The following is a 22,707-nucleotide window of genomic DNA, read 5'->3' as shown; positions in this document are numbered from 1 at the left end:
GAGGCGGTTATGATGCGTGTGGTTTTCATGGGCACCCCGGATTTTGCCGTGCCGGCACTGCAATCCCTGATCCGGGCCGGTTACCGGGTGGTGGCGGTGGTCACGCAGCCGGACCGGCCACGCGGGCGGGGTAAGAAACTGCTGCCCGGACCGGTCAAACAGGCGGCCCGGGAGCACGGGCTGACCGTGCTGCAGCCGGAGCGGATAAAAGAGGCATCCTTTTTGGCCCAACTGGCCCGCCTGGAACCGGATGTGGTGGTGGTGGCGGCCTACGGGCAGATTTTGTCTCCGGCCGTTTTGAACCTGCCGCGCCTGGGCTGTTTGAACATCCATGCCTCCCTTTTGCCCCGCTACCGCGGCGCGGCGCCCGTTCACCGCGCGGTGATGAACGGGGAGCGGGAGACGGGGGTCAGCATTATGTTGATGAATGAAGGTCTGGACACCGGCGCGGTGCTTTTGCAAAAGGCCGTACCGGTGACCGGGACGGATACCACCGGGCTGGTGCAAGACCGGTTGGCCGGTCTGGGGGCGGAATTGCTGCTGGAAACCCTCCCCCGCTGGGCGGCGGGAAAGATCACGCCCCGCCCCCAGGACGATGCACAGGCTACCTATGCGCCGCCGCTGACCCGGCAGGATGAAATAATCGACTGGCAGCGGCCGGCCCGGGCCATAGCCGACCAGGTGCGCGGCCTGGATCCCCGGCCCGGGGCGCGTACCTGTCTTGATGGGCGGCTGATCAAAATTTGGCGGGCGCTCCCGCGGGATGCGGCTTCCGCAGTGGCGGACGCCGTGGCCGGACAGGTGTTGACCGCCAACAGAGAGGAGCTTTTGGTTCTGACCGGACAGGGTTGTCTGGAAATCCTGGAACTACAGGCGCAGGGCGGCCGGCGCCTGCCGGCGTCTGTTTTTCTGCGCGGCCGTCCCCTGTCCGCGGGCACGGTGCTGGGTGGTGAGTGTTGATGAATGCCGCCGGCCTGAAGCAGTTCCAGGTTCACAAGCGCCTGTTTCTGGGCCTGCTGGCCTTCAGCGTGATGGCAGCGGTACTGGCGGCGGCGGCCGCCTGGTATCTGTTTTTTTACCCGGGGCGTCCGCTGCTTTACCAGTTGCTGCTGCTGGTCATGATCGGCCTGCTGGCGGCGGCGCTGTTGTTTTCCGCCTGCGGACTGGCCGGTATCGTCTATGCCCTGCTGGTTGCGCGCACTCCGGCTCCATTACAGGGACCGATGCGCGTGGTGGTCCATTTGTTTTTCCCGCTGGCCTTGCTGCTTGGTTGTGTGATGCATATCGACGCGGACCGGATCAAAAGATCCTTTGTTGAAGTAAACAACCAGTTGGTCCGGGCCAGGCGCCTGAAAGCCCGGCCGGAGGAACTGCTGCTGCTGGCGCCGCATTGCTTGCAGCGCAGCGAGTGCCCGCACAAAATCACCACCGATATCAACAACTGCCGCCGTTGCGGCCGTTGTGACGTGACCCGGTTGCTTGACCTGCGGGAGAAATACGGTATCCACATCGGCATGGCCACCGGTGGGACGCTGGCGCGTAAATATGTACGGGAATACCGGCCGCTTGCAATCGTGGCCATCGCCTGCGAACGGGATTTGACCAGCGGCATTCTTGATGCCAGCCCCATTCCCGTCCTGGGCGTGACCAATGAGCGTCCTTGCGGACCCTGTTTGAATACACGGGTCGATCTGGGAAAGGTGGAGGCGGCGATTGGAGAATTCCTGCGGGGGAGTGATTGACGCTGGCCGGAATTGACGCCAGGGAATTGGCCTGGCAGGTCCTTTTGGCGGTGGAGGAAAAGAACGCCTACGTCAATATCGCCCTGGACCGGGCGTTGGAACGTTTTCATCCGGGCCGGTTGGACCGGGCCTTTGCCACGCAACTGGTGTACGGTGTGTTACGCTCCCGCAATACTTTGGACTGGGCGTTGGAGCACTTTTTGCGCGGCCGCACCCTGGCCGGTCAAACCCCGCCGGTACGTATTATTTTGCGCCTGGGCGCCTACCAGCTCATGTTCATGGACCGGGTGCCGGCGCCGGCGGCGTGCAATGAGTCCGCCCGGTTGGCCCGCCGGCACGGACGGCCGGGTACGGCCGGCTTCGTCAACGGCGTGCTGCGCAGCCTGGCCCGGGGACTGAAGGAAATCCCCTTTCCCGCCTGGGAAGAAGATCCGGTGGCGCACCTGACAGTGGTTCATTCCCATCCGCGCTGGCTGGTGCACCGGTGGCTGGCCGAACTCGGCCCGGCACAGACCCGGGAGCTGTGCCGGGCCGATAATACGCCGGCACCGAACACCATCCGGGTAAATTCATTGAAAACAAGCCGGGAAGAGCTGGCAGTCAAGTTGAAGCAGGCCGGACTGACGGTGGAGTACACCCGTTATGCCCCGGAGGGTCTTATTACCGGTGGTTTTCCCTCCCTGCACGATTTTCCCCCGTTTGAGCAGGGGTTGTTTCAGGCGCAGGACGAGGCTTCCATGCTGGCCGGGCGCGCCCTCTCCCCCGTGCCCGGAGCGCTGGTGCTTGATTTGGCCGCCGCGCCGGGCGGGAAGACCACCCATCTGGCCCAGTTGATGGGGAACCGGGGCGAGATTGTCGCCTGCGATTTGCACCGGCACAAGCTGAAGCTGATTGCGGATAACTGCCGCCGGTTGGGCGTAACCTGCGTGCGCACACTGGAGGCCGACGCCCGGCAACTGGGGGAGCGTTTCGCCCGCCGGGCCGGTTATGTGTTGCTGGACGCTCCCTGCTCCGGCCTGGGCGTGCTGCGCCGCCGTCCCGACATCCGCTGGCGCCGCACGGAGGATGAGATTAAAACCCTGGCCCTGCTGCAAAAGGAAATGCTGGCGGCCGCGGCGCGATGCGTAAAACCGGGCGGCGTGCTGGTTTACAGCACCTGCACGATCTCCCGGGCCGAAAACCAGGAACAGGTGGCCGCCTTTTTGGCCGCCCATCCGGATTTCGCGGCGGCGGATCTGACGGCCTGGCTGCCGTCCGGCCTGGACCGGCAGGGGACGTTCAAACAGGGTTACATACAGCTTTTGCCCCACCTGCATGATACGGACGGCTTTTTTATCGCCCGCCTGCACCGGAAAATGGATTGAACGGTAAAAACATGTGGTATAATGTTAGCGTCGGGAGTCGGGAAAATGAAGTCTCTGCTTATGGATATGAATCTGACCCTGTTGACGGAATTTATGGCCGGACTGGGGGAACCCCCTTTCCGGGCCGGGCAACTGGCCCGCTGGCTTTTTCAGAGGGGCGCCGTTTCCTGGGCGGAAATGACCGACCTGCCCCTGGCGTTGCGTGAGCGCTTGCAGGAGACAGCCGTAATCGGCGGGCTGAGTATGGTCAAAAAGCAGGTTTCCCGCCGCAAAGACACGGTAAAGTATCTTTTCGGGCTGTCCGACGGCCAGGCGGTGGAAAGCGTATTGATGCGCCATTCCTACGGCCGGTCGGCTTGTGTTTCCACCCAGGTGGGTTGTCGTATGGGCTGCCGCTTTTGTGCCTCCACCCTGGGCGGCCTGGTGCGTCCGCTTTCGGCCGGTGAAATTTACGGCCAGGTACTGGCCATCGGACGGGACAGCGGGCAAAGAATAAGTCATGTGGTGCTGATGGGTTCCGGTGAACCGCTGGATAATTTCGACCCGGTAATGCGCTTTCTGGAAAACATCACCTCCTCTTACGGTTTGAATATCAGTTACCGGCATATCACACTGTCCACCTGCGGCCTGGTACCCCGGATCAGGGAACTGGCCCGCCGCCGGCTGGCCATCACCCTGGCTGTTTCACTGCATGCGCCGGCGGACAGCCTGCGCGACCGGCTGGTGCCGGTCAACCGGCGCTACCCGCTGGGGGAGCTGCTGCCGGCCTGTCGGGAGTATGCTGCTCTGACCGGGCGCCGGATTACCTTTGAGTACGCCCTGCTGTCCGGCGTCAATGACGCGCCCGGCCAGGCGTGCCAGTTGGCCCGGCTTTTGCGCGGGTTGCCCTGCCATGTGAACCTGATCCCGTTTAATCCGGTGGCCGGGCGCGGCTTTAAACGCAGTGCGCCGGAGCGGGTGCGTCAATTTCTGGGCATCCTGCGGGAGCAGGGGGTCAATGCCACAGTGCGGCGCGAACTGGGCGCCGACATTGATGCCGCCTGCGGGCAGTTGCGGCGGCGGTCCGCCGGCATGATGAAGGATTGAGGTGAAACAATGGGACTCTTTTCCGGCCTGGAAGGAAGTTTGGAGAAATACATTGAAGGTTTTTTCCGGGATAAATTCAAAGGCCGGGTGCAGCCCCTGGAAATGGCCAAAAGGCTGGCCCGGGAAATGCGTGATCGCAAACGGGTCAGCATCAGCCGGGTTTATGTGCCCAACGAGTACATAGTTTTCCTGCATCCCGAAGACTACGGGGCGGTGTCGTCCATTGCCCCCATGCTGGCCCGGGAGCTGGAAGACTACCTGGTGCAAAAGGCCGCGGAAAAAAATTTCACCCTGGTGGCGCCGCCCCGGGTAACTCTGGAAGCCGACCCGGCCCTGGAAGGGGGGCAGCTGCGGGTGACCGGGGCGTTTGGCTCGGCTGCGCCCGGAACCACCGCCGCGGCGGGGCCAGCAAAAGAGGCGGATGAGGACGGCGCCGCCGCGGAAGAAACATTTGAAGATACACTGCGTTTTTATCCCGCCCGCAATACCGCACCGGTCCCGGCGGTGCCGGAAAAGCCGGCGGCCCGGCTGGAGATTACCGCCGGCCCGCAGCAGGGCAGGGTTTTTACTTTGGAGAACCGCCCCCTGGTGATCGGGCGGCGGGATACCTGCGATCTGGTGCTGGCCGACACGAGTGTGTCCAGACGCCACGCCCAGATCAGTTTCCGGCAGGGGGAATATGTGATTACCGATTTGGGCAGCACCAACGGCGTTTATGTCAATGGCGTGCGGGTGAACAGCAAAGTTTTGGCGCCGGGTGATACCATCAAAATCGGCACCACCCTGTGCGTTTTCGAGGTGCCATGATGCTGGGCGTATTGCTGGCTGTTTTGCGTTACCTTTTTTTGTTTTTACTCTACCTTTTTCTCTTCCTGCTGGTGCGCCTGATGTATCTGGGTTTGCGCGAGGAAGCCGTTCTTTCCGCGGATGCCGGCAGACAGGTACCGGCCCCGGTGCCGTCCGGCCGGCAACAGCAACCGTCCGCCGGTTCCGGCGGCAGCCGGCTGGTGGTGCTGGCCAGCCCGGATCCCGGACTGCAGGCGGGTATGAATTTTCCCCTGGGTGAGAACACCTCCCTGGGCCGGGGAACCAAAAACGACCTGGTCATTGCGGATCCTTTTGCTTCCCTGGAGCACGCCCATATATTCAGCCGTGAAGGACAGTACTGGCTGGAGGATCTGGGCAGTTTGAACGGGACTTATTTGAACGAAGTGCGCCTGGAGCGGCCCACCGTACTGGCCGATGGAGACCGGGTGCGGATCGGTGGGGTTACCTTTCAGTTTGTGAGGTGGGCTTATGAAATGGAGTCATGCGACTGAAACCGGTTATGTGCGCCGGACCAACGAGGACAGCCTGTGTATCTGCCCGGATCTGGGGCTGTTTGCGGTGGCGGACGGCATGGGCGGTCACCGGGCCGGGGAAGTGGCCAGTAAAACGGCTTTGGAAGAACTGGAACGTTACCTGCGCCTTAACCGGAACACTTCCGGTGGTGACGGCGCATTGCTGGCCCGGGGCGTGCAGGAGGCCAACCGGGCGGTTTACCGGCTGTCCTTGAGCGAGGCCGGGTGCCGGGGTATGGGTACGACCCTGAGCGCCGCTTTAATCCGGGATGACCGGCTGTTCATGGCCCATGTCGGCGACAGCCGGGGCTATCTTTTAAGGCAGGGCCGGATCAGCCAGTTGACCGAGGATCATTCCCTGGTCCAGGAACTGGTCAAAAGCGGCGGATTGACGGCCGAACAGGCGCGTGAACACCCCCGCCGCAATGTACTTACCCGCGCGCTGGGCACCGGGAACCAGGTGGATGTAGATTGCCTGGAAGTCACTCTGGCAGCAGAAGATATGATTTTATTATGTACCGACGGTCTGACCGGACATTTGCGGGCGGAGGAGATCGCCTTCCTGGCTTACCGGGCGGACGGCCCGGAGCAGGCGGTAAAAGACCTGGTGCAGGCCGCCCTGGACCGGGGCGGGACGGACAATATCACCATTATCTTGCTGGCGGTGGACTGAAGATGCGGGAATGGATGAAATCGCTCATTGGTGCCCGGGGCAATGATTCCGCAATAGCCGCCGGTCAGCCCCGCCGCTGCGAGCTTTTGCTGCTCGCAGTGGTCGGGTTGTACATGCTGGCCGGCGCGACAGTACTGTATCTGATGCATCCGGCGTCCGGACTGATGGCGCCGGCCGGCGCCGTACTCGGTACGGTCGCTTTTATAACCGTAAGCCTGATCTGGCAGGTGGCCGGGTTCCGGGGTGATCCTTTCCTGCTCCCCCTGGTGGCTGTATTTTCAGCGACCAGCCTGGTTTTTCTTTACCGCATCAACCCTTTTTACGCCTGGCGCCAGTTTGTCTGGCTGCTGGCCGGACTGGTGGTCCTGCTGCTGATCACTTTTTTGTTACACAATTACCGGGTGCTCGCCGATTATAAATATATTTACGCCCTGGCCGGAGCGGTGGCCCTGCTGCTGCCCATCTTTTTCGGCGTGGAGCAGGGCGGGGCGCGGAGTTGGTTGAACCTGGGCGGTTTTCAGGTCCAGCCTTCGGAGTTTGTGAAAATATTGCTCGTCCTTTTTCTGGCCTCCTTCCTATCCGAAAACAGGCTGGTTTTGAGCGAGGGCACGCGCAGTGTACTGGGCATCGGCTTGCCCGGTCCGCAGGAATGGGGACCGCTTTTGGGCATGTGGGGTATTTCTCTTTTGCTGCTGATCTTCCAAAAAGATCTGGGCACCGCTTTAATCTATTTCGGCACTTTTCTGGCCATGGTTTATATCAGCACCGCCCGGGTGGCCTACGTTTTTTTCGGGCTGGCTTTGTTTCTGGCCGGTGCGGCCGGCAGTTTCCAGTTGTTCGGGCACGTGCGCCAGCGGGTGGAGGTCTGGCTCAATCCCTGGCGCTATGTAGAAACGTCAGGCTACCAGGTGGTGCAGTCCCTTTTTGCCCTGGCCGCCGGCGGGATGACCGGGGCCGGTTTGGGCGCCGGTCATCCCGGGTATATTCCGGCAGTGCACACCGATTTCATATTTGCCGCCATTACGGAGGAAACGGGTTTGCTGGGCGGTATGGCAGTGATTGTTTTGTATATGTTTTTTGTTTACCGGGGATTCCGTATCGCCCTGTCCGCCCGGAATGATTTTGCCGCCCTACTGGCGGCCGGTTTGACCGCCCTGATGGGCCTGCAGGCCTTCATCATCATCGGCGGGGTGACCAAGTTGCTGCCCCTGACCGGGGTGACGCTCCCCTTTGTCAGTTACGGCGGCAGTTCGCTGGTGGCCAACTTTATCATTCTGGGTTTGTTATTAGTTATTTCCCACGAAGCAGGGGAGTATCATGCAAACTAACATCCGCCGGCTGGCCTATCTTTTATTGAGCTGTTTTATCCTGTTGTCGTTTTACCTGGGCTATATCAACGTTCTGCAGGGGCCGGCGCTGGCCGCCGACCCGCACAACCGCCGCCTGGCCGCCTATGAGGCCAAAATAGTCCGGGGCGTTATTTATGACCGGGAGGGTGTGCCCCTGGCCGAAAACAAGCGCGAAAACAACACCCTCCGGCGCATCTACCCCCAGGGGGCGGATGCCGCCCAGGTGGTGGGATTCGTTTCACCGCGCTACGGCCGGACCGGTCTCGAATCGGCCTATGACCGCTATCTTTTGGGCATGACCGATGAAGACAAGGTGAAGGCGCTGCTGGACCGGTTGCTGGGCCGCCAGCAGGCGGGCGATAATGTGGTGGTCACCCTGGATGCCCGGCTGCAGCACCTGGCCATGCAGTTGCTGGCCGGCCGGAAAGGGGCGGTGGCCGCCCTGGATCCGCGGACGGGGGACATTCTGGCACTGGCCAGCAGTCCCAGCTTTGACCCGAACAATATTGATCAGGTGACCGGGGAGAAAAACGGCAAACCGGTTACCGTTTACGATCAGTTGCAAAGCAACAGTGCCGCCCCCCTGCTGGACCGGGCGGCCCAGGGTGCTTATCCGCCCGGTTCGGTGTTCAAACTGGTCACCGGCAGCGGGGCGCTGGCCGCCAACCCGGCCGTGGCGCAAAAGGTGATCGACTGCCGGGGCGGCCTGACCGTAAACGGTTTTTATTTGAAGGATAATGCGGTGCACGGGGTGGTCAACTTTCGTCAGGCGCTGACGGTTTCCTGCAACACTTACTTCGCCACGCTGGGGTTGGACCTGGGAAAGGAAAAATTTTACCAGACCGCGGTGGACTTCGGCCTGACCAAAAATCCGTGGGACAGCGGTCCCGGCAGCATTCCGGAAATCGCCTACCGGCCGGGCAGTCTGACCCCGGCCGCCCAGATGAGCCGGCCGCAGCTGGCCTCAAGCGCCATCGGGCAGGGGCATGTGCTGGTCAATCCCCTGCAGATGGCACTGATTGCCGCTGCCATTGCCAACCGGGGCGTAATCATGCGCCCGCACCTGCTGGCGGAGGTGCGGGCGCCGGGCGGCGCAGTGATGCTGCGCGACAAGCCGCAGCCCTGGCTAACGGCCACCACACCGGAGGCGGCACGCGAGATGACCGCTGACATGGTGGCGGTGGTCAACAGCGGTACCGGCCGGGCGGCCGCCATCCCCGGCGTGACCGTGGCCGGCAAGACCGGCACGGCGGAAAATCCGGCCGGTGCGCCCCATGCCTGGTTCACCGGCTTTGCACCGGCCGGTTCCCCCCGGGTGGCCGTGGCTGTGGTGCTGGAAAATGCCGGCTACGGTGGGGAGGCGGCCGCGCCGGTAGCCCGGGAAATCATGCGGGCGGCGTTGACAGTGCCGGGTATTTAAGCTGAAAGGGGCAAGCAATTTCTACCTGGACGAGGTGACCGGATTTGATTGGCAAGTTGTTGGGCAACCGTTATGAAATCCTGGAACAACTGGGCGGCGGCGGCATGGCCATTGTTTACAAAGGCCGGGACGCCTTTCTCAACCGCCTGGTGACGATCAAGACGCTGCGTCCGGAGTTTTCCTCCGATCAGGATTTTACCCGCCGCTTCAGGCGGGAGGCCCAGGCGGTGGCCAGTCTGTCCCACCCGAACATTGTCAGTATTTATGACGTGGGGCAGGAAGCCGGGCTGCAGTATCTGGTCATGGAATACATCGACGGCGAGGATTTGAAATCAATCATCCGGCGCGAGGGCAAGCTGGAGCCGGCGCGGGCGGGGGAGATCGCCCGGCAGGTCTGTGACGCCCTGGAGCACGCCCACGAAAACAATATTGTGCACCGCGATGTGAAACCGCATAACATATTGATCACCAAAACCGGCCGGGCCAAGCTGACTGATTTCGGTATCGCCCGGGAAGCCACGGCCGCCACCTGCACCCAGACCGACACCATCGTCGGCACGGTGCATTACCTCTCGCCGGAACAGGCGCGGGGTGAAGTGGCCGGACCCAAGTCCGACCTGTATGCCCTGGGTGTGGTGCTTTATGAGATGCTTACCGGCAGGGTGCCTTTTGCCGGTGACAGTCCGATTGCCGTGGCCATCAAGCATATTCAGGAAGAGCCGCAGCCGCCGGACCAGGTCAACCCGGCCGTTCCCCCCGCCCTGTCGGCGGCGGTGATGCGGGCGATGCAGAAGAACCCGGACCGCCGTTTCGCCAGTGCGCGGGAAATGTCCCGGGCGCTGGAAGACGCCCTGATGGAAGACACCGGTGAGACCACCCGGTTTATTCCCATGGACGATATGGCCACCCGGGTATTGACACCCCCGGTCAAAAACGAAACAAAAAACGGCCACCGGCCCTCCCGCAGGCAGCTGCCACGTTATTTGGGCCGGGTGATTCTGGCTGCGGTGCTGCTCGGTCTTTTCACCGGCGCCGGCTTGTGGTGGCATAACTATTTCAATGTACCGGAGATACAGGTGCCCAGTGTGATCGGCCAGCCTGAAGCCGATGCCGTCAACAAACTGGCCGCGTTGGGGCTGAATACGGTGGTGCGCCAGGAACCCAGCGACAAGGTGGAGGCGGGCCGTGTCATCGCCCAGGACATCGGCCCGGACAGCCCGAAGGTCAAGCCGCCGCGCACGATCACACTGACGGTGAGCAGCGGTCAGGAGCTGAAGGAAGTGCCCAACCTGTACCAGTTGTCACCGCAGGATGCACGTGCACGACTGGCGGACAAGGGACTGCAGTTGGCCGATCCGGTGCGGCAGGGGTACAGCGACCAGGTGGACCAGGGATATATTTATCAGCAGGACCCGGCGCCCGGCAAACAGGTGCCGCCTGGAACGCCGGTCACTGTCTATGTGTCCCAGGGGAGTAAGCCGCAGCAAATACAGGTACCCTCCCTGGCCGGCATGACACTGGATCAGGCCGGCACAGCGCTTGCCGGCGCCGGTTTGAAACTGGACCCCAATGTGCAGCAGGCGGACAGTACGGACTACCCGCGCGGCCAGGTGATCAGCCAGAACCCGGCGGCCAACACCGCGGTTGTCCCGGGTACGGCCGTGCAGGTGACCATAAGCAGGGGACCGGGGCCAATTAAGCACGCAGCCAGTGTGGAAGTGGATGTGCCCAATGACGGGAAAAAACACCAGGTCAGAATATCCGTCACCGACAGCCAGGGTACCCGGGACGTCTACAACAGCACACAGGCACCCGGGGATGTGGTGGTGTACAAGGTGCAGTATTACGGCCGGGGAACGATCAAGGTGTTTCTCGACAACAATATGATCAAAGAACAAACGGTGTCTTAATGAGCACGAGGTGCCGGGCATGCCTGAAGGGATAATCGTCAAGGCCTATGGCGGGTTCTTTTATGTGTGGGAAAACGGACAGCAGCGGGAATGCGTCCTGCGCGGCCGATTGCGCCGGGAAAAACAGCCGGTGCTGGTGGGCGACCGGGTGTCATTCACCTTGCGGCCGGAAAATGCCGGTGTAATCGAGCAGGTACTGCCCCGGCGGACGGCGCTGGTGCGTCCGCCGGTGGCCAATGTGGAGCGTGCCGTGATCACCGGCGCCGGCCGGGATCCGGCACCCAACCCCCTGCTGATCGACCGTTTTTTAATTCAGGCGGCAGCCGCCGGTGTTTTGCCGCTGCTCTGTTTCAACAAAATGGATCTCGGACCGGGAGAGGCGGCGGAGCAGATTGCCGGTTACCGCCTGGCCGGCTACACGGTGCTTTGCACCAGCGCCGTCACCGGTGACGGCATCGGGGAGTTGCAGGCACAGTTGCAAACCGGTATTTCTGTGCTGGCCGGTCCATCCGGGGTGGGCAAAAGCAGCCTTTTGAACGCGCTTAACCCCGGCTGGTCGTTAAAAACAGGCGCCATCAGCCGCAAACTGGGCCGCGGAAAGCACACCACCCGGCATGTGGAACTGCTGCCCCTGCCCGGGGGCGGTCTGGTGGCCGACACACCCGGTTTTTCCAGCCTGTACCTGCCGGAGCTGACCCGGGAGGAACTGGCCGGTTTTTATCCTGAAATAGCCTGGCGTCAGGCCGCGTGCCGGTTTACCGGATGCCTGCATGTGAGCGAGCCCGGCTGCGCGGTGAAAGAAGCGGTGGCGGCCGGGGAAATCGCCCCCTGGCGTTATGAAAATTACCAGATTTTACTACAGGAAGTGCTCATCCAGGAGAGGAGATACTGATCGTGGTCAAGCTTGCCCCTTCAATCCTGTCGGCTGATTTTGCCCGCCTGGCCGCGGATGTGCGGCGGGTGGAACAGGCCGGCGCCGATTACCTGCATATTGATGTGATGGATGGGCATTTTGTGCCCAATATTACCATCGGGCCGCCGGTGGTGGCCGCATTGCGACCGGAAAGCAAACTGGTTTTTGATGTGCATCTGATGATTGAACGGCCGGAGAACTACATCGATGATTTTATTCAGGCCGGCGCCGATTTGGTGACGGTGCATGTGGAGGCCTGCCGGCACCTGCACCGCACCCTGGCGCGGATCCGGGAACGGGGGGTCAGGGCCGGAGTGGCTTTGAACCCGGCCACTCCGGAGGAAGCGTTGAAATATGTTTTGCCGCTGGTGGACCTGGTGCTGGTGATGACTGTAAATCCGGGGTTCGGGGGGCAGGTTTTTATATCCGGCGTTGTGCCCAAAATTGAACGCCTGCGGGAGATGCTGGCCCGGGCCGGCGCGGCGGCGGAAATCGAGGTGGACGGGGGGATCGGGACTGATACCGCCCCGCTGGTGGCCGCCGCCGGGGCCGGGGTGCTGGTGGCCGGTTCGGCTGTATTCAACCATGGCGATCCGGCCCGCGCGATCCGTGAAATCCGGGCGGCGGCGGGGAATATGACGGGTAATCACCCGGAGAAGGAGGTGTAGGCGGTGGCCGTTTATAAATGCGCCGAATGCGGCAATGTGGTGGAATCCCGTTGCAAGCCGGGCAAGTGCAAGGCGTGCGGAGCGCCGAAGGACAAGCTGGTCAAGGAAGAAACGAAAAAATAACCGGTTGCGAAGAAAACCGGAAGGATTTTCATCCGGCCGTGTCAAAACCTTTGCCATCATTGCCCTGCCTTTAAGGCGGGGCATCAGGAAGGGGAATACAAGGTGCCGGAAGAACAACTGGTGGTTTTTCAGTTGAACGATCAACAGTACGCCCTGCCCATCCAGGAGATTCAGGAGATTATCCGCATGACCGGCATTACCCGGGTGCCGAACACCAAACCGTATGTGGAAGGGATTATCAACCTGCGGGGGAGCATTGTGCCGGTGCTCAATTTGAATCGGCGCATGGATTTGCCTGTCGCCGGCTATAACGAAGCCACCCGGATCATCGTGGTGGAAAGGGAAGGACAAAAAGTAGGCTTGATTGTGGACAATGTGCTGGAAGTGGGCCGTTATCACGAGGATGAAATGGAATCACCGGCGGTGGCCGGCGAGGGAGCGGACTTTCTGCGGGGTGTGGTGAAGAAAAACGACCGCCTGTGGCTGTTGCTCAACACGGACCGGGTGCTTTAAATCCGGCGTCCCGGCCATTTGCCTCCCCGGGTGGAATAAGTTATAATAAGCGGCGGAGGAGTATTGCCATGAGCGTGCCGCAAACATACGCGGTAATCAGCTTCGGCTGTCAGATGAACGACCATGATTCCGAGGTCATGGCCGGTATGCTGGAAGCCATGGGTTACCGGGAAGCGTCCGCGCCTGAAGAGGCCGGCGTAATTCTGGTCAATACCTGCTGTGTGCGGGAAACAGCGGAAAACAAGGTTTTCGGCCTTTTGGGACGGCTTTGCCGGTTGAAGGCCGCCCGCCCCGGCATGCTGATTGGCATCGCCGGTTGTATGATCCAGCAGAAAGGCATGGCCGGACAGATCAGACAACGGTTTCCAGCCGTGGATTTGATATTCGGCACCCACAACCTGCACCGCCTGCCGGAATTGCTGGCGCAGGCCGGGGAAGCCGGGCGGACGGTGGCGGAAATCTGGCCGCAGGCGGGCGCGGTCAGGGAGGATCTGCCGGTGCGCCGCACGCCCGGGGTGCGCGCCTGGGTGAATATCAGCTACGGCTGTAATAATTTTTGTACTTATTGTATTGTGCCTTATGTGCGGGGGCGTGAACGCAGCCGGCGTGCGGAGGATATCCTGAATGAAATCCGGCGACTGGTGGAGCAGGGATACCGGGAAGTGACCCTGCTCGGGCAAAATGTAAATTCCTACGGCAAGGATCTGCCCGGGGAGGCAAGCTTCGCTGGTCTGCTGGCGGCGGTAAACGAAGTGCCCGGGCTGGCCCGCATCCGTTTTATGACTTCCCATCCGCGGGATTTCAGCGACCGGTTGGTTGAAACAATAGCCGGCTGTTCATTGGTTTGCGAGCATATCCACCTGCCGGTGCAGGCGGGCAGCGACCGGGTGTTGAAAATGATGCACCGGGGTTACGACCGCGCCTATTACCTGGCATTGGTGGACCGGATCCGCCGGGCGCTGCCCGGTGCCGCCCTGAGCACGGATATTATGGCCGGCTTTCCCGGCGAAACGGAGGAAGATTTTGCCCAAACCATGGATTTGGTGGAACGGGTGCGTTTTGCCGCAGCCTTTACCTTTATTTACAACCGGCGTCCGGGTACGCCGGCCGCGGACATGCCCGGGCAGGTTCCGGAGGATGTGAAGCGGGACCGGATTCAGCGATTGATTGCCCGCCAGAATGAGATTTCCCTGGCTCTGAACCGGGAGCGGATTGGAGCGGTGGAGGAAATTCTGGTGGAGGGAACAAGTAAAACCAATCCACGGCTGCTCAGCGGACGCACCAGAACCAACCGGCTGACCTTTTTCCCGGGTCCTCCGGTACCGGCGGGCCGGTTGGTGCCGGTCAAGATTACCGGGGCCACCCTGACCCACCTGGAAGGCGTTCCGGCCGGTGGCGGTGAATAAAAGCTTGTCGGAGGTTATACCGGCCTTGTTCCGGTGTTTTCGGGCCGGAACGGCGTTAGTAAAACTTATTCGACATGATTAACTTGGTGATGACGGGAGGTGAATAGCACGTGTCTGTAATTGAACAGGCCAGGCTGCTGGGGGATGAAATTGCCCGCTCCCCGGAACTGGCCGCCATGCGCGACGCTCAGGAGGCCATGCTCGGGGATTCCCGGGCGCAGGAAATCATCCAGGAGTTTCAGGATAAGCAAAAAGCCTTTCAAATGATTCAATCCCAGGGGCATCAGCTGACCGAGAGTCAAAAAAAGGATGCCGAGGAAATGGAACGGCGGATGATGGAACACCCCCTGATTGTCGATTTCTTTCGTGCTCAGCAGGACTTCGAAGGCATGCTGGAGCAAATCAACAATATTATCAGCGAAGCAATCTCCGGCCGGCAGGAAGGCTGCTCGGACGAATGCTGCAGCAGTTGCAGCGGCTGTCATGTTTAAATGTCATATTGAACGGTTTGAAGATTACCCCGGCTTGTCACCGGGGTTTTTCTTTTGCCGGACGGCGCTTTATGATATAATGAAGCCGGGAGGGATTGGTGTGGCTTTCACCCCCATGATGAAACAATATTTGCAGATTAAACAGAATTATCAGGACGCCATCCTTTTCTTTCGTTTAGGCGACTTTTATGAAATGTTTTTCGACGATGCCCTGACGGCGTCCAGGGAACTGGAGATTACCCTCACCGGTCGCGAGGCCGGCGAGGCCGGCCGGGTGCCCATGTGCGGCGTACCTTATCATGCCGCCGGTACATATATTTCCCGTTTAACCGCCAAGGGCTTCAAGGTGGCGGTATGTGACCAGATTGAAGAAGCGGGTTCCGGCCGGGGCATAGTCCGGCGGGAGGTGACCCGGGTGGTTACTCCGGGTACCGTACTGGAGGGTCTGGAGGACAAGCGGCATAATTTCCTGCTGGCCGTGGCCGGGGCGGACAAGGAATTCGGCCTGGCAGCGGCCGATGTAACCACCGGCTTGCTTTTGGCCACCCAGTTGACGGGTGAAAAGGCTGCCGCCATGCTACTGGATGAGGTGGCCCGCCTGGAACCGGCCGAGGTGTTGCTGGCCGGTGGAAATAATGGTGACAAGCTGGCGGCGGCGGTGCAAAGCCGTTTAAGAACGGCGATTACCACTTGTGACGCGGCCGTTTTTTTGCCCGACGGCGCCGGGCGGATGCTGGATAAACATTTCGGTCCGGCCTGGGCGCAGCGTTTCGGACTGCACAACCGTCCCCTGGCTGTCCGGGCGGCCGGCGGACTGCTGGCCTACCTGAACCGGACACAAAAAAATGATTTGCGGCAGTTCGGCCGGATTCAGGTATACAGCGCCGGCCAATATATGATGCTGGATACCGCCGCCCGGCGCAACCTGGAGCTGACCGCATCATTGCGGGACGGTTCACGCTGGGGCACTTTGCTCTGGGTGTTGGACCATACGCTAACCGCTATGGGCGGGCGCCTGTTAAAGACCTGGATTGAACGCCCCCTGCTGGTGGCGGCGGAGATCAACGAGCGCCTGGACGCGGTGGCGGAACTGGCCGGCGATGTTTTTTTGCGTGACGCCCTGCGCCGGGCTTTAAACGGTGTGCATGATATGGAGCGTCTGGCGGCCAGGGTGGTTTACGGTACGGCCAACGCCCGGGATCTACTGGCCTTGAAAGGATCCCTGGCCGCCCTGCCGGCCATCAAAAGCCTGCTGGCCGGCGGACGTGCCGCCCTGTTCAAAAGAATGTGCGACGAAATGGACGAAATGACGGACCTGTACCGCCTGTTGCAAACCGCCTTGAACGAGGACCCGCCTGTTTCCGTGCGTGAGGGCGGACTGATCCGGGACGGTTATCACTCTGAAGTGGACAGTTTGCGGATGGCCAGCCGCGACGGCAAAAAGTGGCTGGCCGGGTTGGAGGCGGCGGAAAAGGAGCGTACCGGCATCCGTTCCTTGAAAGTGGGATTTAACAAGGTCTTCGGCTACTACCTGGAGGTCACCCGCGCCAACCTGGAACTGGTGCCCGCTGATTACATCCGCAAGCAAACCCTGGCCAACGTGGAAAGGTTTATCACCCCCGAACTGAAAAAGCTTGAAGAAACAATTTTAGGCGCCGAGGACCGGCTGGTGCAGTTGGAGTACCGCCTGTTTACGGAAATCAGGGAACAGGTCGCCGGCCAGGTGCGGCGCATCCAGCGTACAGCCGGTGCGGTGGCTTGCGTCGATGCCCTTTATTCCCTGGCCGAGGCGGCGGTGAAGGGAAATTACGTCCGCCCGCAGGTGGACGATTGCGATCGCCTGGTTGTCCGGGAGGGGCGCCATCCGGTAATTGAACAGGTGTTGGCCCGGGGGGAGTTCGTACCCAACGATGTGCGCCTGGATGACCGGGAGCGCCTGATTATTTTGACCGGACCAAACATGGCCGGCAAGAGCACATATATGCGTCAGGTGGCCTTGCTGGTGCTGATGGCACAAGCCGGCAGCTTCATCCCGGCGGCACAGGCGCAAATCGGGGTGGTGGATCGCATTTTCACCCGGGTGGGGGCCAGCGACGACCTGGCGGCGGGGCAGAGCACCTTTATGGTGGAAATGAGCGAGTGCCAGACAATTGTCAGTTCAGCCACCAGGCGCAGTCTGGTGATTATGGACGAAGTGGGAAGGGGCACCAGCACCTATGACGGGATCAGCATTGCCCGGGCACTGGTGGAATACCTGGTCTGCCGGGTCGGGGCCAAGACGCTGTTTTCCACGCATTATCATGAACTGACTGATCTGGATTGTTTGCCGGGGGTCAGAAATTATACTGTGAAGGTACAGGAGCAGGGTGAGGAAGTGGTTTTTTTACGCCGGGTGCTGCCCGGCCGGGCAGACCGCAGCTACGGCATCCAGGTGGCCCGGTTGGCCGGCCTGCCGGCGGGAATAGTGGAACGGGCGCGGGAAATTTTGTTGGCGCTGGAATGCCGGCGCGAGAGTGCGGAAAATACGGCCGTGGTCCTGGAAACACCGGACGCCGCCCGGGATGGCGGCGTCCGGGATGTGCCGGTGACGGCCGGGGCGGTGCTGACAGAACTGGCCTCATTGAACGCGCTGGATATTACACCACTGGAGGCGCTAAATTTCATTGTGCGCTGGCATGAAATGTTGACCCGGGGGGATGAAAACGCCGTCCGGGAATGCCGGGCGGATTTTTGAGCCGGCGGCTCATAGGCAGGAGGTGCGCGTGTGTACATTGGTGTGGATGTGGGCGGGACCTGTACCGATGCGGTGTTGCTGGAGCAGGGGCTGGTCCGGGCTTCGGCCAAGGTGCCTACCCGGGATGATTTGCTGGCCACTCTCCTGGAGGCACTGGACATGATCCTGCGGGGAGTGTCGGCAGAAACCGTGGAGCGGGTGGTGTTCAGCACCACCATGATTACCAACTTGATTGCCGGAAAGAAATATGATCCGGTGGGCATGATTTTGATGCCCGGCCCCGGCTTGAGCCATCAGCGTTACCGTTACCCGACCGATGTATATATTATCAACGGGGCGATTGATTACCGGGGCCGGGAAGTAATTCCACTCAACCTGCGTCAGGTTGACGATGCCGCCCATGCGCTGGCCGGCAAAGGTTACCACAAGATAGCGGTGGTAGGCAAATTTTCTTCCCGCAACAACCGTCACGAAAAAGAAGTGGAGGCCAGGATGCGCTGGAACTACCCGAACATGCACCAGGAACTGGGACACCGGGTGGCCGGTCAGCTCAACTTCCCCCGCCGGGTGGTCACCACCTATCTCACCTGTGCCACCCGGGAAAAATATGAATTCTTTGTCCGTTCGGTGCAGCAAGCCTTGCAGCAGCGGGGAATCGGGGGTAATGTGTTCATCCTGAAAGCCGATGGCGGCACCCTGCCCCTGGAAAGTTCGCTGGAAGTGCCGGTGGAAACCATTTTCAGCGGCCCGGCGGCCAGCACATTGGGTGTGCAGGCGTTGACCCCGCCCGGCGAAACCTCGGTAGTGGTGGATATCGGCGGCACCACCACCGATCTGGCCCTGATCCTGTCCGGGCAGCCGCTGCTGGCCTCCCGGGGAGCCACGGTGGACGACATGCCCACCCATGTGCGCGCCCTGGCGGTAAAATCCGTGCCTGTGGGCGGTGACAGCGTGGTTGAACGGGTGGGCAAGGAAATCATTGTCTATTCCGAACGGCTTGGCCTGCCCTATTGCCTGGGCGGTCCGCTGCCCACACCCACCGACGCCCTGCGGGTGCTCGGTTTGACCAGGCTGGGGGATGTGGAAAAAGCACGCGAAGCCATGGACACCATCGGGGCGCCGCTGGGACTGCCGGCCGGCGAGGTGGCCGGCCGGGTCACCAGCCTGGTAGTGGAAACCATCGCCCGGGAAATAGAGGGTATGTTTTTCCGCTGGGAACAGGAGCCGGCCTACCGGGTATGGGAGGTATTGCAGAAGAAGAAAGTGCGGCCGCAGACGGTGGTCGGCGTGGGTGGCGGGGCGGCCGGTTTTGTTTCCCAGATTGCCGCTCGGCTGGGCTGTGATCCGGTGATCCCGCCCTATGCGCCGGTGGCCAACGCGATCGGAGCGGCGGTGGCCCGGCCCACCCTGCAGGTCACTTTGCATGCCGATACCGAACAGGGAGTTTACAGTATTCAGGAGGAAGGTTATCAAGCACGGCTGGAGGAGCACCCCTTCGGGGAAGACAAGGCGCTCGAGCTGGCCAAGAACTGGCTGGCCAAACGTGCCGCCCGTTACGGTCTGGACGGTGATCTGGGCCGGGTGGAGGTGACCCGGCGGGACGTTTTCAATATGGTGCGGGATTGGGTGACCGTGGGGCGTTTAATCGATATTACCGTGCAGACCGAAAGGGGTATTTTGCATTATGTCAACAGGGGAGGAACCGGCTTTGAGGAATAAACGCACCGGACTGATCTTTTTCCCTGCCTTCGACTGGGCCATCTCCCCCACCCACCCGGAACGGGAAGAGCGTTTGCTGTATACCAGGGATCAAATTTTTGAAGAAGGAGTGCTTGATCTTCCCTCGATTATCGAGTACGCTCCCCGGTTGGTCACCACCCATGACATCGCCCGGGTGCACTTTTGTGTACCGCGGGTGCAGAGCCAGGTCACCGAGGCGCATTTGATTGCCGCCGGTTCAGCTACTCTTTTGGGGGACAGTATTTTCAACGGTGAAATCAAAAACGGCTTCGCCCTGGTCCGGCCGCCGGGGCACCATGCCATGCGGGTGGTGCACGGCAACCGCGGGTTTTGCAACATCAACAATGAGGCCATTCTGGTCGAGTACCTGCGCCGCCGTCACGGCATCCGCCGGGTGGCGATTGTGGATTCGGACGTGCATCACGGAGACGGCACGCAGGACATCTTTTATCACGATCCGGACGTGCTGTTTATTTCCTTTCACCAGGACGGGCGCACTATTTACCCGGGCACCGGCTTCACCACCGAATTGGGCGGCCCGGGGGCTTATGCCCGTACGCTGAACATCCCGCTGCCGCCGGGGTTGGGGGACGAGACCTTCCACTACGTGGTTGATAATCTGGTCTTACCCGTGGTCAAGGATTTTCAGCCGGAATTCATCATCAACTCGGCTGGGCAGGACAACCATTTCACAGACCCCCTGGGCAGTATGCGTTTTACCGCCCGGGGCTACGCCGAGTTCACCCGCAAGCTGAATCCCCATCTGGCCGTACTGGAAGGCGGCTACGCCATTGAAACGGCGCTGCCCTATGTTAATCTGGCCATCTTGCTCGCCCTGGCCGGACAGGACTACTCCTATGTACGCGAGCCGGAAAACTGGCCGTCCCAATTTCAGGACAGCCCCGAACGGGTGGCCAGAGTGCAACGGATGGTGGAACAGTTGTTATCTGTCTGGGAAACCAGGGATCAGGTGGATTTGGAAAAAATCTTCGGTGCCGGTACCTTCTATCAACGGCGCAAGCAAATTTATTACGACACTGATTATATCGAAGAAGAACAGCAGGAAAAAGTGCGTCTCTGCCCGTCCTGCCCGGGATATATCACCATTGATTCCCGGGCCGACCGTGGTTACGGCCGGCCGTTGCGTGTATTTTGCGTTTCCGTGCCGTTCAGCGCCTGTGCCGCCTGCCAGGGCGAGGCTTATGAGGCCTATGAGCAGGCTAAAGAAAAAATGTCCCATTTTGCTTACGTTTATATGCAGGATAAATCCACCGACACCTGTCTGGCCTTTGAACGGGAGAAAGGACAGGAATGGGTGTCAGAAGGGCCAAAGGCAGGGGAGTAGGCTTGTCCCGGATTGTTTTGCTGGACGAATTGACGGCCAATCAGATTGCGGCCGGGGAGGTAGTGGAGAGACCGGCTTCCGTGGTCAAGGAGTTGATGGAAAACGCCCTGGACGCCGGGGCGGGCGTGATCACGGTGGAGATTGCCGGCGGCGGCCTGGAGAAGATAACCGTTACCGACAACGGCTGCGGTATGGAGGAAGAGGATGCCCGTCTGGCCTTTCAGCGTTACGCCACCAGCAAAATCCACTCGGCCGCCGACCTGGAACGGGTGCGGACCTTTGGTTTCCGGGGGGAAGCCCTGGCCAGCATCGCCGCGGTCAGCCACGTGCTTTTAAAAACCCGTCCGGCCGGCCGGGTGGAGGGTATCCGCCTGGAATTGCAGGGGGGGCGGGAAACAGCCTGCGGTCCGGCGGCCCTGGCCCCGGGCACCGGCATTACGGTCAGCAGGTTGTTTTACAACACCCCGGCCCGGCGCAAATATATGAAATCACCGGGTACCGAGGGGGGGCTGGCCGGTGATGCCGCCGGCTATCTGGCGATGGCCAGACCGGATGTAAGCATCGTTTTTACCCACAACGGAAGGGAAGTCTTTCGCACGCCGGGTAACGGCCGGATAAAGGATGCCCTGGCGGTTGTGCTGGGGATTTCACTCGTCCGGGAGATGGTGCCGTTCGAGCGGCGGACGGAACTGGCGCAGGTTGAGGGTTTTGCCGGACTGCCCTCCCTGCATCGCAGTTCCCGCCGCCAGATTACTGTTTTTATCAACGGCCGTTACGTACACAGCCCGCTGGCTGCCGCGGCGGTTCAGGAGGCCTACCACACCCTGTTGCCCGCCGGCCGTTTTCCGGTGGCCGTGCTGTATATATCCCTGGACCCGTCACTGGTGGACGTCAATGTGCATCCGGCTAAATTGGAGATCAGGCTTTTCCGGGAACGGGAATTGGCCGCCCTGATCACCCGGGCGGTGCGGGAGTCATTGCAGACCGGTCTGGTCATCCCCGGCACGCTGGCAGGAGCTGGGGAAAAGTCATGCCCGGCGGACAGCAACCGGCAAAAGTCGCCGGATGCGCCGGCGGCGCTGGAAATGCCGCCGGCAGCCGGCAACCGGGCGCCGGTGGAAATGAAAAGGACTGCGGAGGCGCCGGCGGATGGACGGGATTTGGCAGTAATCATCCCGGCCGCCCGCCTGGAGGCGAAACAGCTGCGTCTTTCCCTGGCCGAACCGGCGGCCTTTTTTTCGGCCGGAGATGCCCCGCCGGCCGGGTTCGCGGGGGCCGGCGGGGAGACTGCCGCAAATACGGCCCCCGGGCGCGATTTTCCTGTTTTGCAGGTGCTGGGCCAGCTGCCGCCCACCTATATCCTGGCCGCCGGAGAAAACGGCCTTTATGTGATCGATCAGCATGCCGCCCATGAACGGGTGTTTTATGAGCAGATGATGAACACTATGGAAACACGGGGGACAGCCGCTCAGATGCTGGTGGAACCGGTGCTGCTGCAGTTGAGCCTGCGCGAGGAGGAACTGTTGGCCGGGCATAAGGAGCTGTTTGATGCGCTCGGGTTTGTACTGGAGCACTTGAGCGGCGGCGCAGTTTTGGTGCGCGGGCTACCGGTGGAATTTCCCGATCCGGAGTCCTATTTCCGGGATGTGCTGGCCGCTCTGGCCGTCCCTGGACGATCGCCATCCCGCCGTGACCTGCTGCATCACCTGGCCGCGGAAGCGGCCTGCCGGGCGGCGGTGAAATCCGGCGCCCGGTTATCTGTTGAGGCCATGCTCTCCCTGCTGGAGCAACTGGCCCGGACGGAAACCCCCTTTACCTGCCCGCACGGACGGCCGACGGTGGTACTGATTTCCGGGCACGAGCTGGCCCACCGCTTCAAGCGCATCTGAC

The 22,707-nt window shown here is 61.2% G+C and carries 20 protein-coding genes; all 20 read left to right on the top strand.

Annotation, left to right across the window (positions count from 1 at the left end):
• Positions 1-12 precede the first annotated feature (12 nt).
• The 20 genes from fmt (at position 13) to mutL (ending at position 22,706) form a co-directional block, all read left to right on the top strand.
• On the top strand, positions 13-960 hold the full coding sequence (gene fmt, locus A6M21_RS10695) for a methionyl-tRNA formyltransferase (protein WP_066668611.1): 948 nt from the start codon (positions 13-15) through the stop codon (positions 958-960).
• Positions 960-1,742: a DUF116 domain-containing protein gene (locus A6M21_RS10690; RefSeq protein WP_151191900.1), complete on the top strand. Its 783-nt coding sequence runs from the start codon at positions 960-962 to the stop codon at positions 1,740-1,742. The genes fmt and A6M21_RS10690 overlap by 1 nt, the downstream gene beginning before the upstream one ends.
• Positions 1,739-3,106: a 16S rRNA (cytosine(967)-C(5))-methyltransferase RsmB gene (rsmB, locus tag A6M21_RS10685; protein WP_345788097.1), complete on the top strand. Its 1,368-nt coding sequence runs from the start codon at positions 1,739-1,741 to the stop codon at positions 3,104-3,106. The genes A6M21_RS10690 and rsmB overlap by 4 nt, the downstream gene beginning before the upstream one ends.
• 45 nt (positions 3,107-3,151) lie before the next feature.
• The gene (gene rlmN / locus A6M21_RS10680; protein ID WP_151191899.1) at positions 3,152-4,192 is read left to right on the top strand and encodes a dual-specificity RNA methyltransferase RlmN; all 1,041 of its coding nucleotides are present in this window, start codon (positions 3,152-3,154) and stop codon (positions 4,190-4,192) included.
• 9 nt (positions 4,193-4,201) lie between these two features.
• Positions 4,202-4,999, top strand: coding sequence for an FHA domain-containing protein (locus A6M21_RS10675; protein WP_066668605.1), 798 nt, complete (start codon positions 4,202-4,204; stop codon positions 4,997-4,999).
• The gene (locus A6M21_RS10670; protein WP_066668600.1) at positions 4,999-5,511 is read left to right on the top strand and encodes an FHA domain-containing protein; all 513 of its coding nucleotides are present in this window, start codon (positions 4,999-5,001) and stop codon (positions 5,509-5,511) included. Before A6M21_RS10675 ends, A6M21_RS10670 begins: the two co-directional genes overlap by 1 nt.
• The gene (locus tag A6M21_RS10665; protein WP_066668596.1) at positions 5,489-6,205 is read left to right on the top strand and encodes a Stp1/IreP family PP2C-type Ser/Thr phosphatase; all 717 of its coding nucleotides are present in this window, start codon (positions 5,489-5,491) and stop codon (positions 6,203-6,205) included. Before A6M21_RS10670 ends, A6M21_RS10665 begins: the two co-directional genes overlap by 23 nt.
• Positions 6,206-6,219: 14 nt before the next feature.
• Positions 6,220-7,533 (top strand): FtsW/RodA/SpoVE family cell cycle protein, encoded by a 1,314-nt coding sequence (locus tag A6M21_RS10660; protein ID WP_078060581.1) that lies wholly within the window; start codon positions 6,220-6,222, stop codon positions 7,531-7,533.
• Positions 7,523-8,974, top strand: coding sequence for a peptidoglycan D,D-transpeptidase FtsI family protein (locus A6M21_RS10655; protein ID WP_066668594.1), 1,452 nt, complete (start codon positions 7,523-7,525; stop codon positions 8,972-8,974). The genes A6M21_RS10660 and A6M21_RS10655 overlap by 11 nt, the downstream gene beginning before the upstream one ends.
• A 44-nt stretch (positions 8,975-9,018) precedes the next feature.
• The gene (gene pknB / locus A6M21_RS10650; RefSeq protein ID WP_066668592.1) at positions 9,019-10,884 is read left to right on the top strand and encodes a Stk1 family PASTA domain-containing Ser/Thr kinase; all 1,866 of its coding nucleotides are present in this window, start codon (positions 9,019-9,021) and stop codon (positions 10,882-10,884) included.
• Positions 10,885-10,903: 19 nt separating this feature from the next.
• Entirely contained in the window at positions 10,904-11,776 is an 873-nt protein-coding gene (gene rsgA, locus A6M21_RS10645; protein ID WP_066668591.1) for a ribosome small subunit-dependent GTPase A, read from the top strand.
• 2 nt (positions 11,777-11,778) lie between these two features.
• Positions 11,779-12,465 carry a ribulose-phosphate 3-epimerase gene (rpe, locus tag A6M21_RS10640; protein ID WP_066668590.1) on the top strand — a complete coding sequence of 229 codons (687 nt, stop codon included), beginning with the start codon at positions 11,779-11,781 and terminating at the stop codon, positions 12,463-12,465.
• A gap of 3 nt (positions 12,466-12,468) precedes the next feature.
• The gene (locus A6M21_RS10635) at positions 12,469-12,588 is read left to right on the top strand and encodes an RCKP-type rubredoxin-like domain-containing protein (RefSeq protein WP_066668589.1); all 120 of its coding nucleotides are present in this window, start codon (positions 12,469-12,471) and stop codon (positions 12,586-12,588) included.
• A 102-nt stretch (positions 12,589-12,690) separates the two neighbouring features.
• Positions 12,691-13,101, top strand: a complete 411-nt coding sequence (locus A6M21_RS10630) for a chemotaxis protein CheW (protein ID WP_066668588.1) — start codon at positions 12,691-12,693, stop codon at positions 13,099-13,101.
• 68 nt (positions 13,102-13,169) lie between these two features.
• Positions 13,170-14,507 carry a tRNA (N6-isopentenyl adenosine(37)-C2)-methylthiotransferase MiaB gene (miaB, locus tag A6M21_RS10625; RefSeq protein WP_066668586.1) on the top strand — a complete coding sequence of 446 codons (1,338 nt, stop codon included), beginning with the start codon at positions 13,170-13,172 and terminating at the stop codon, positions 14,505-14,507.
• Positions 14,508-14,617: 110 nt separating this feature from the next.
• Positions 14,618-14,998 carry a YlbF/YmcA family competence regulator gene (locus A6M21_RS10620; protein WP_066668584.1) on the top strand — a complete coding sequence of 127 codons (381 nt, stop codon included), beginning with the start codon at positions 14,618-14,620 and terminating at the stop codon, positions 14,996-14,998.
• Between the two features lie 100 nt (positions 14,999-15,098).
• On the top strand, positions 15,099-17,732 hold the full coding sequence (gene mutS, locus A6M21_RS10615) for a DNA mismatch repair protein MutS (RefSeq protein WP_066668690.1): 2,634 nt from the start codon (positions 15,099-15,101) through the stop codon (positions 17,730-17,732).
• A gap of 30 nt (positions 17,733-17,762) precedes the next feature.
• A complete protein-coding gene (locus A6M21_RS10610; protein WP_066668582.1) occupies positions 17,763-19,451 on the top strand; it encodes a hydantoinase/oxoprolinase family protein in 1,689 nt (562 codons plus the stop codon).
• A complete protein-coding gene (locus A6M21_RS10605; RefSeq protein WP_242868826.1) occupies positions 19,441-20,817 on the top strand; it encodes a histone deacetylase family protein in 1,377 nt (458 codons plus the stop codon). Before A6M21_RS10610 ends, A6M21_RS10605 begins: the two co-directional genes overlap by 11 nt.
• On the top strand, positions 20,784-22,706 hold the full coding sequence (mutL, locus tag A6M21_RS10600; protein WP_078060575.1) for a DNA mismatch repair endonuclease MutL: 1,923 nt from the start codon (positions 20,784-20,786) through the stop codon (positions 22,704-22,706). Before A6M21_RS10605 ends, mutL begins: the two co-directional genes overlap by 34 nt.
• The last annotated feature ends 1 nt before the right edge of the window (position 22,707 follow it).

It is taken from the genome of Desulfotomaculum copahuensis (genome assembly GCF_001655685.1).
GTDB classification, from domain to species: domain Bacteria; phylum Bacillota; class Desulfotomaculia; order Desulfotomaculales; family Desulfovirgulaceae; genus Desulfotomaculum_G; species Desulfotomaculum_G copahuensis.
Note: the sequence above shows the minus strand (reverse complement) of the source record. Positions and strands in the feature narration are given on the sequence as shown.

Excerpts from the sequence above, each read along its gene's own strand:
- fmt (WP_066668611.1), top strand. The coding sequence starts at position 13 with ATGCGTGTGGTTTTCATGGGCACCCCGGATTTTGCCGTGCCGGCACTG.
- A6M21_RS10690 (WP_151191900.1), top strand. The coding sequence starts at position 960 with ATGAATGCCGCCGGCCTGAAGCAGTTCCAGGTTCACAAGCGCCTGTTT.
- rlmN (WP_151191899.1), top strand. The coding sequence starts at position 3,152 with ATGAAGTCTCTGCTTATGGATATGAATCTGACCCTGTTGACGGAATTT.
- A6M21_RS10675 (WP_066668605.1), top strand. The coding sequence starts at position 4,202 with ATGGGACTCTTTTCCGGCCTGGAAGGAAGTTTGGAGAAATACATTGAA.
- A6M21_RS10670 (WP_066668600.1), top strand. The coding sequence starts at position 4,999 with ATGCTGGGCGTATTGCTGGCTGTTTTGCGTTACCTTTTTTTGTTTTTA.
- A6M21_RS10665 (WP_066668596.1), top strand. The coding sequence starts at position 5,489 with ATGAAATGGAGTCATGCGACTGAAACCGGTTATGTGCGCCGGACCAAC.
- A6M21_RS10660 (WP_078060581.1), top strand. The coding sequence starts at position 6,220 with ATGAAATCGCTCATTGGTGCCCGGGGCAATGATTCCGCAATAGCCGCC.
- A6M21_RS10655 (WP_066668594.1), top strand. The coding sequence starts at position 7,523 with ATGCAAACTAACATCCGCCGGCTGGCCTATCTTTTATTGAGCTGTTTT.
- rsgA (WP_066668591.1), top strand. The coding sequence starts at position 10,904 with ATGCCTGAAGGGATAATCGTCAAGGCCTATGGCGGGTTCTTTTATGTG.
- miaB (WP_066668586.1), top strand. The coding sequence starts at position 13,170 with ATGAGCGTGCCGCAAACATACGCGGTAATCAGCTTCGGCTGTCAGATG.
- mutL (WP_078060575.1), top strand. The coding sequence starts at position 20,784 with ATGGGTGTCAGAAGGGCCAAAGGCAGGGGAGTAGGCTTGTCCCGGATT.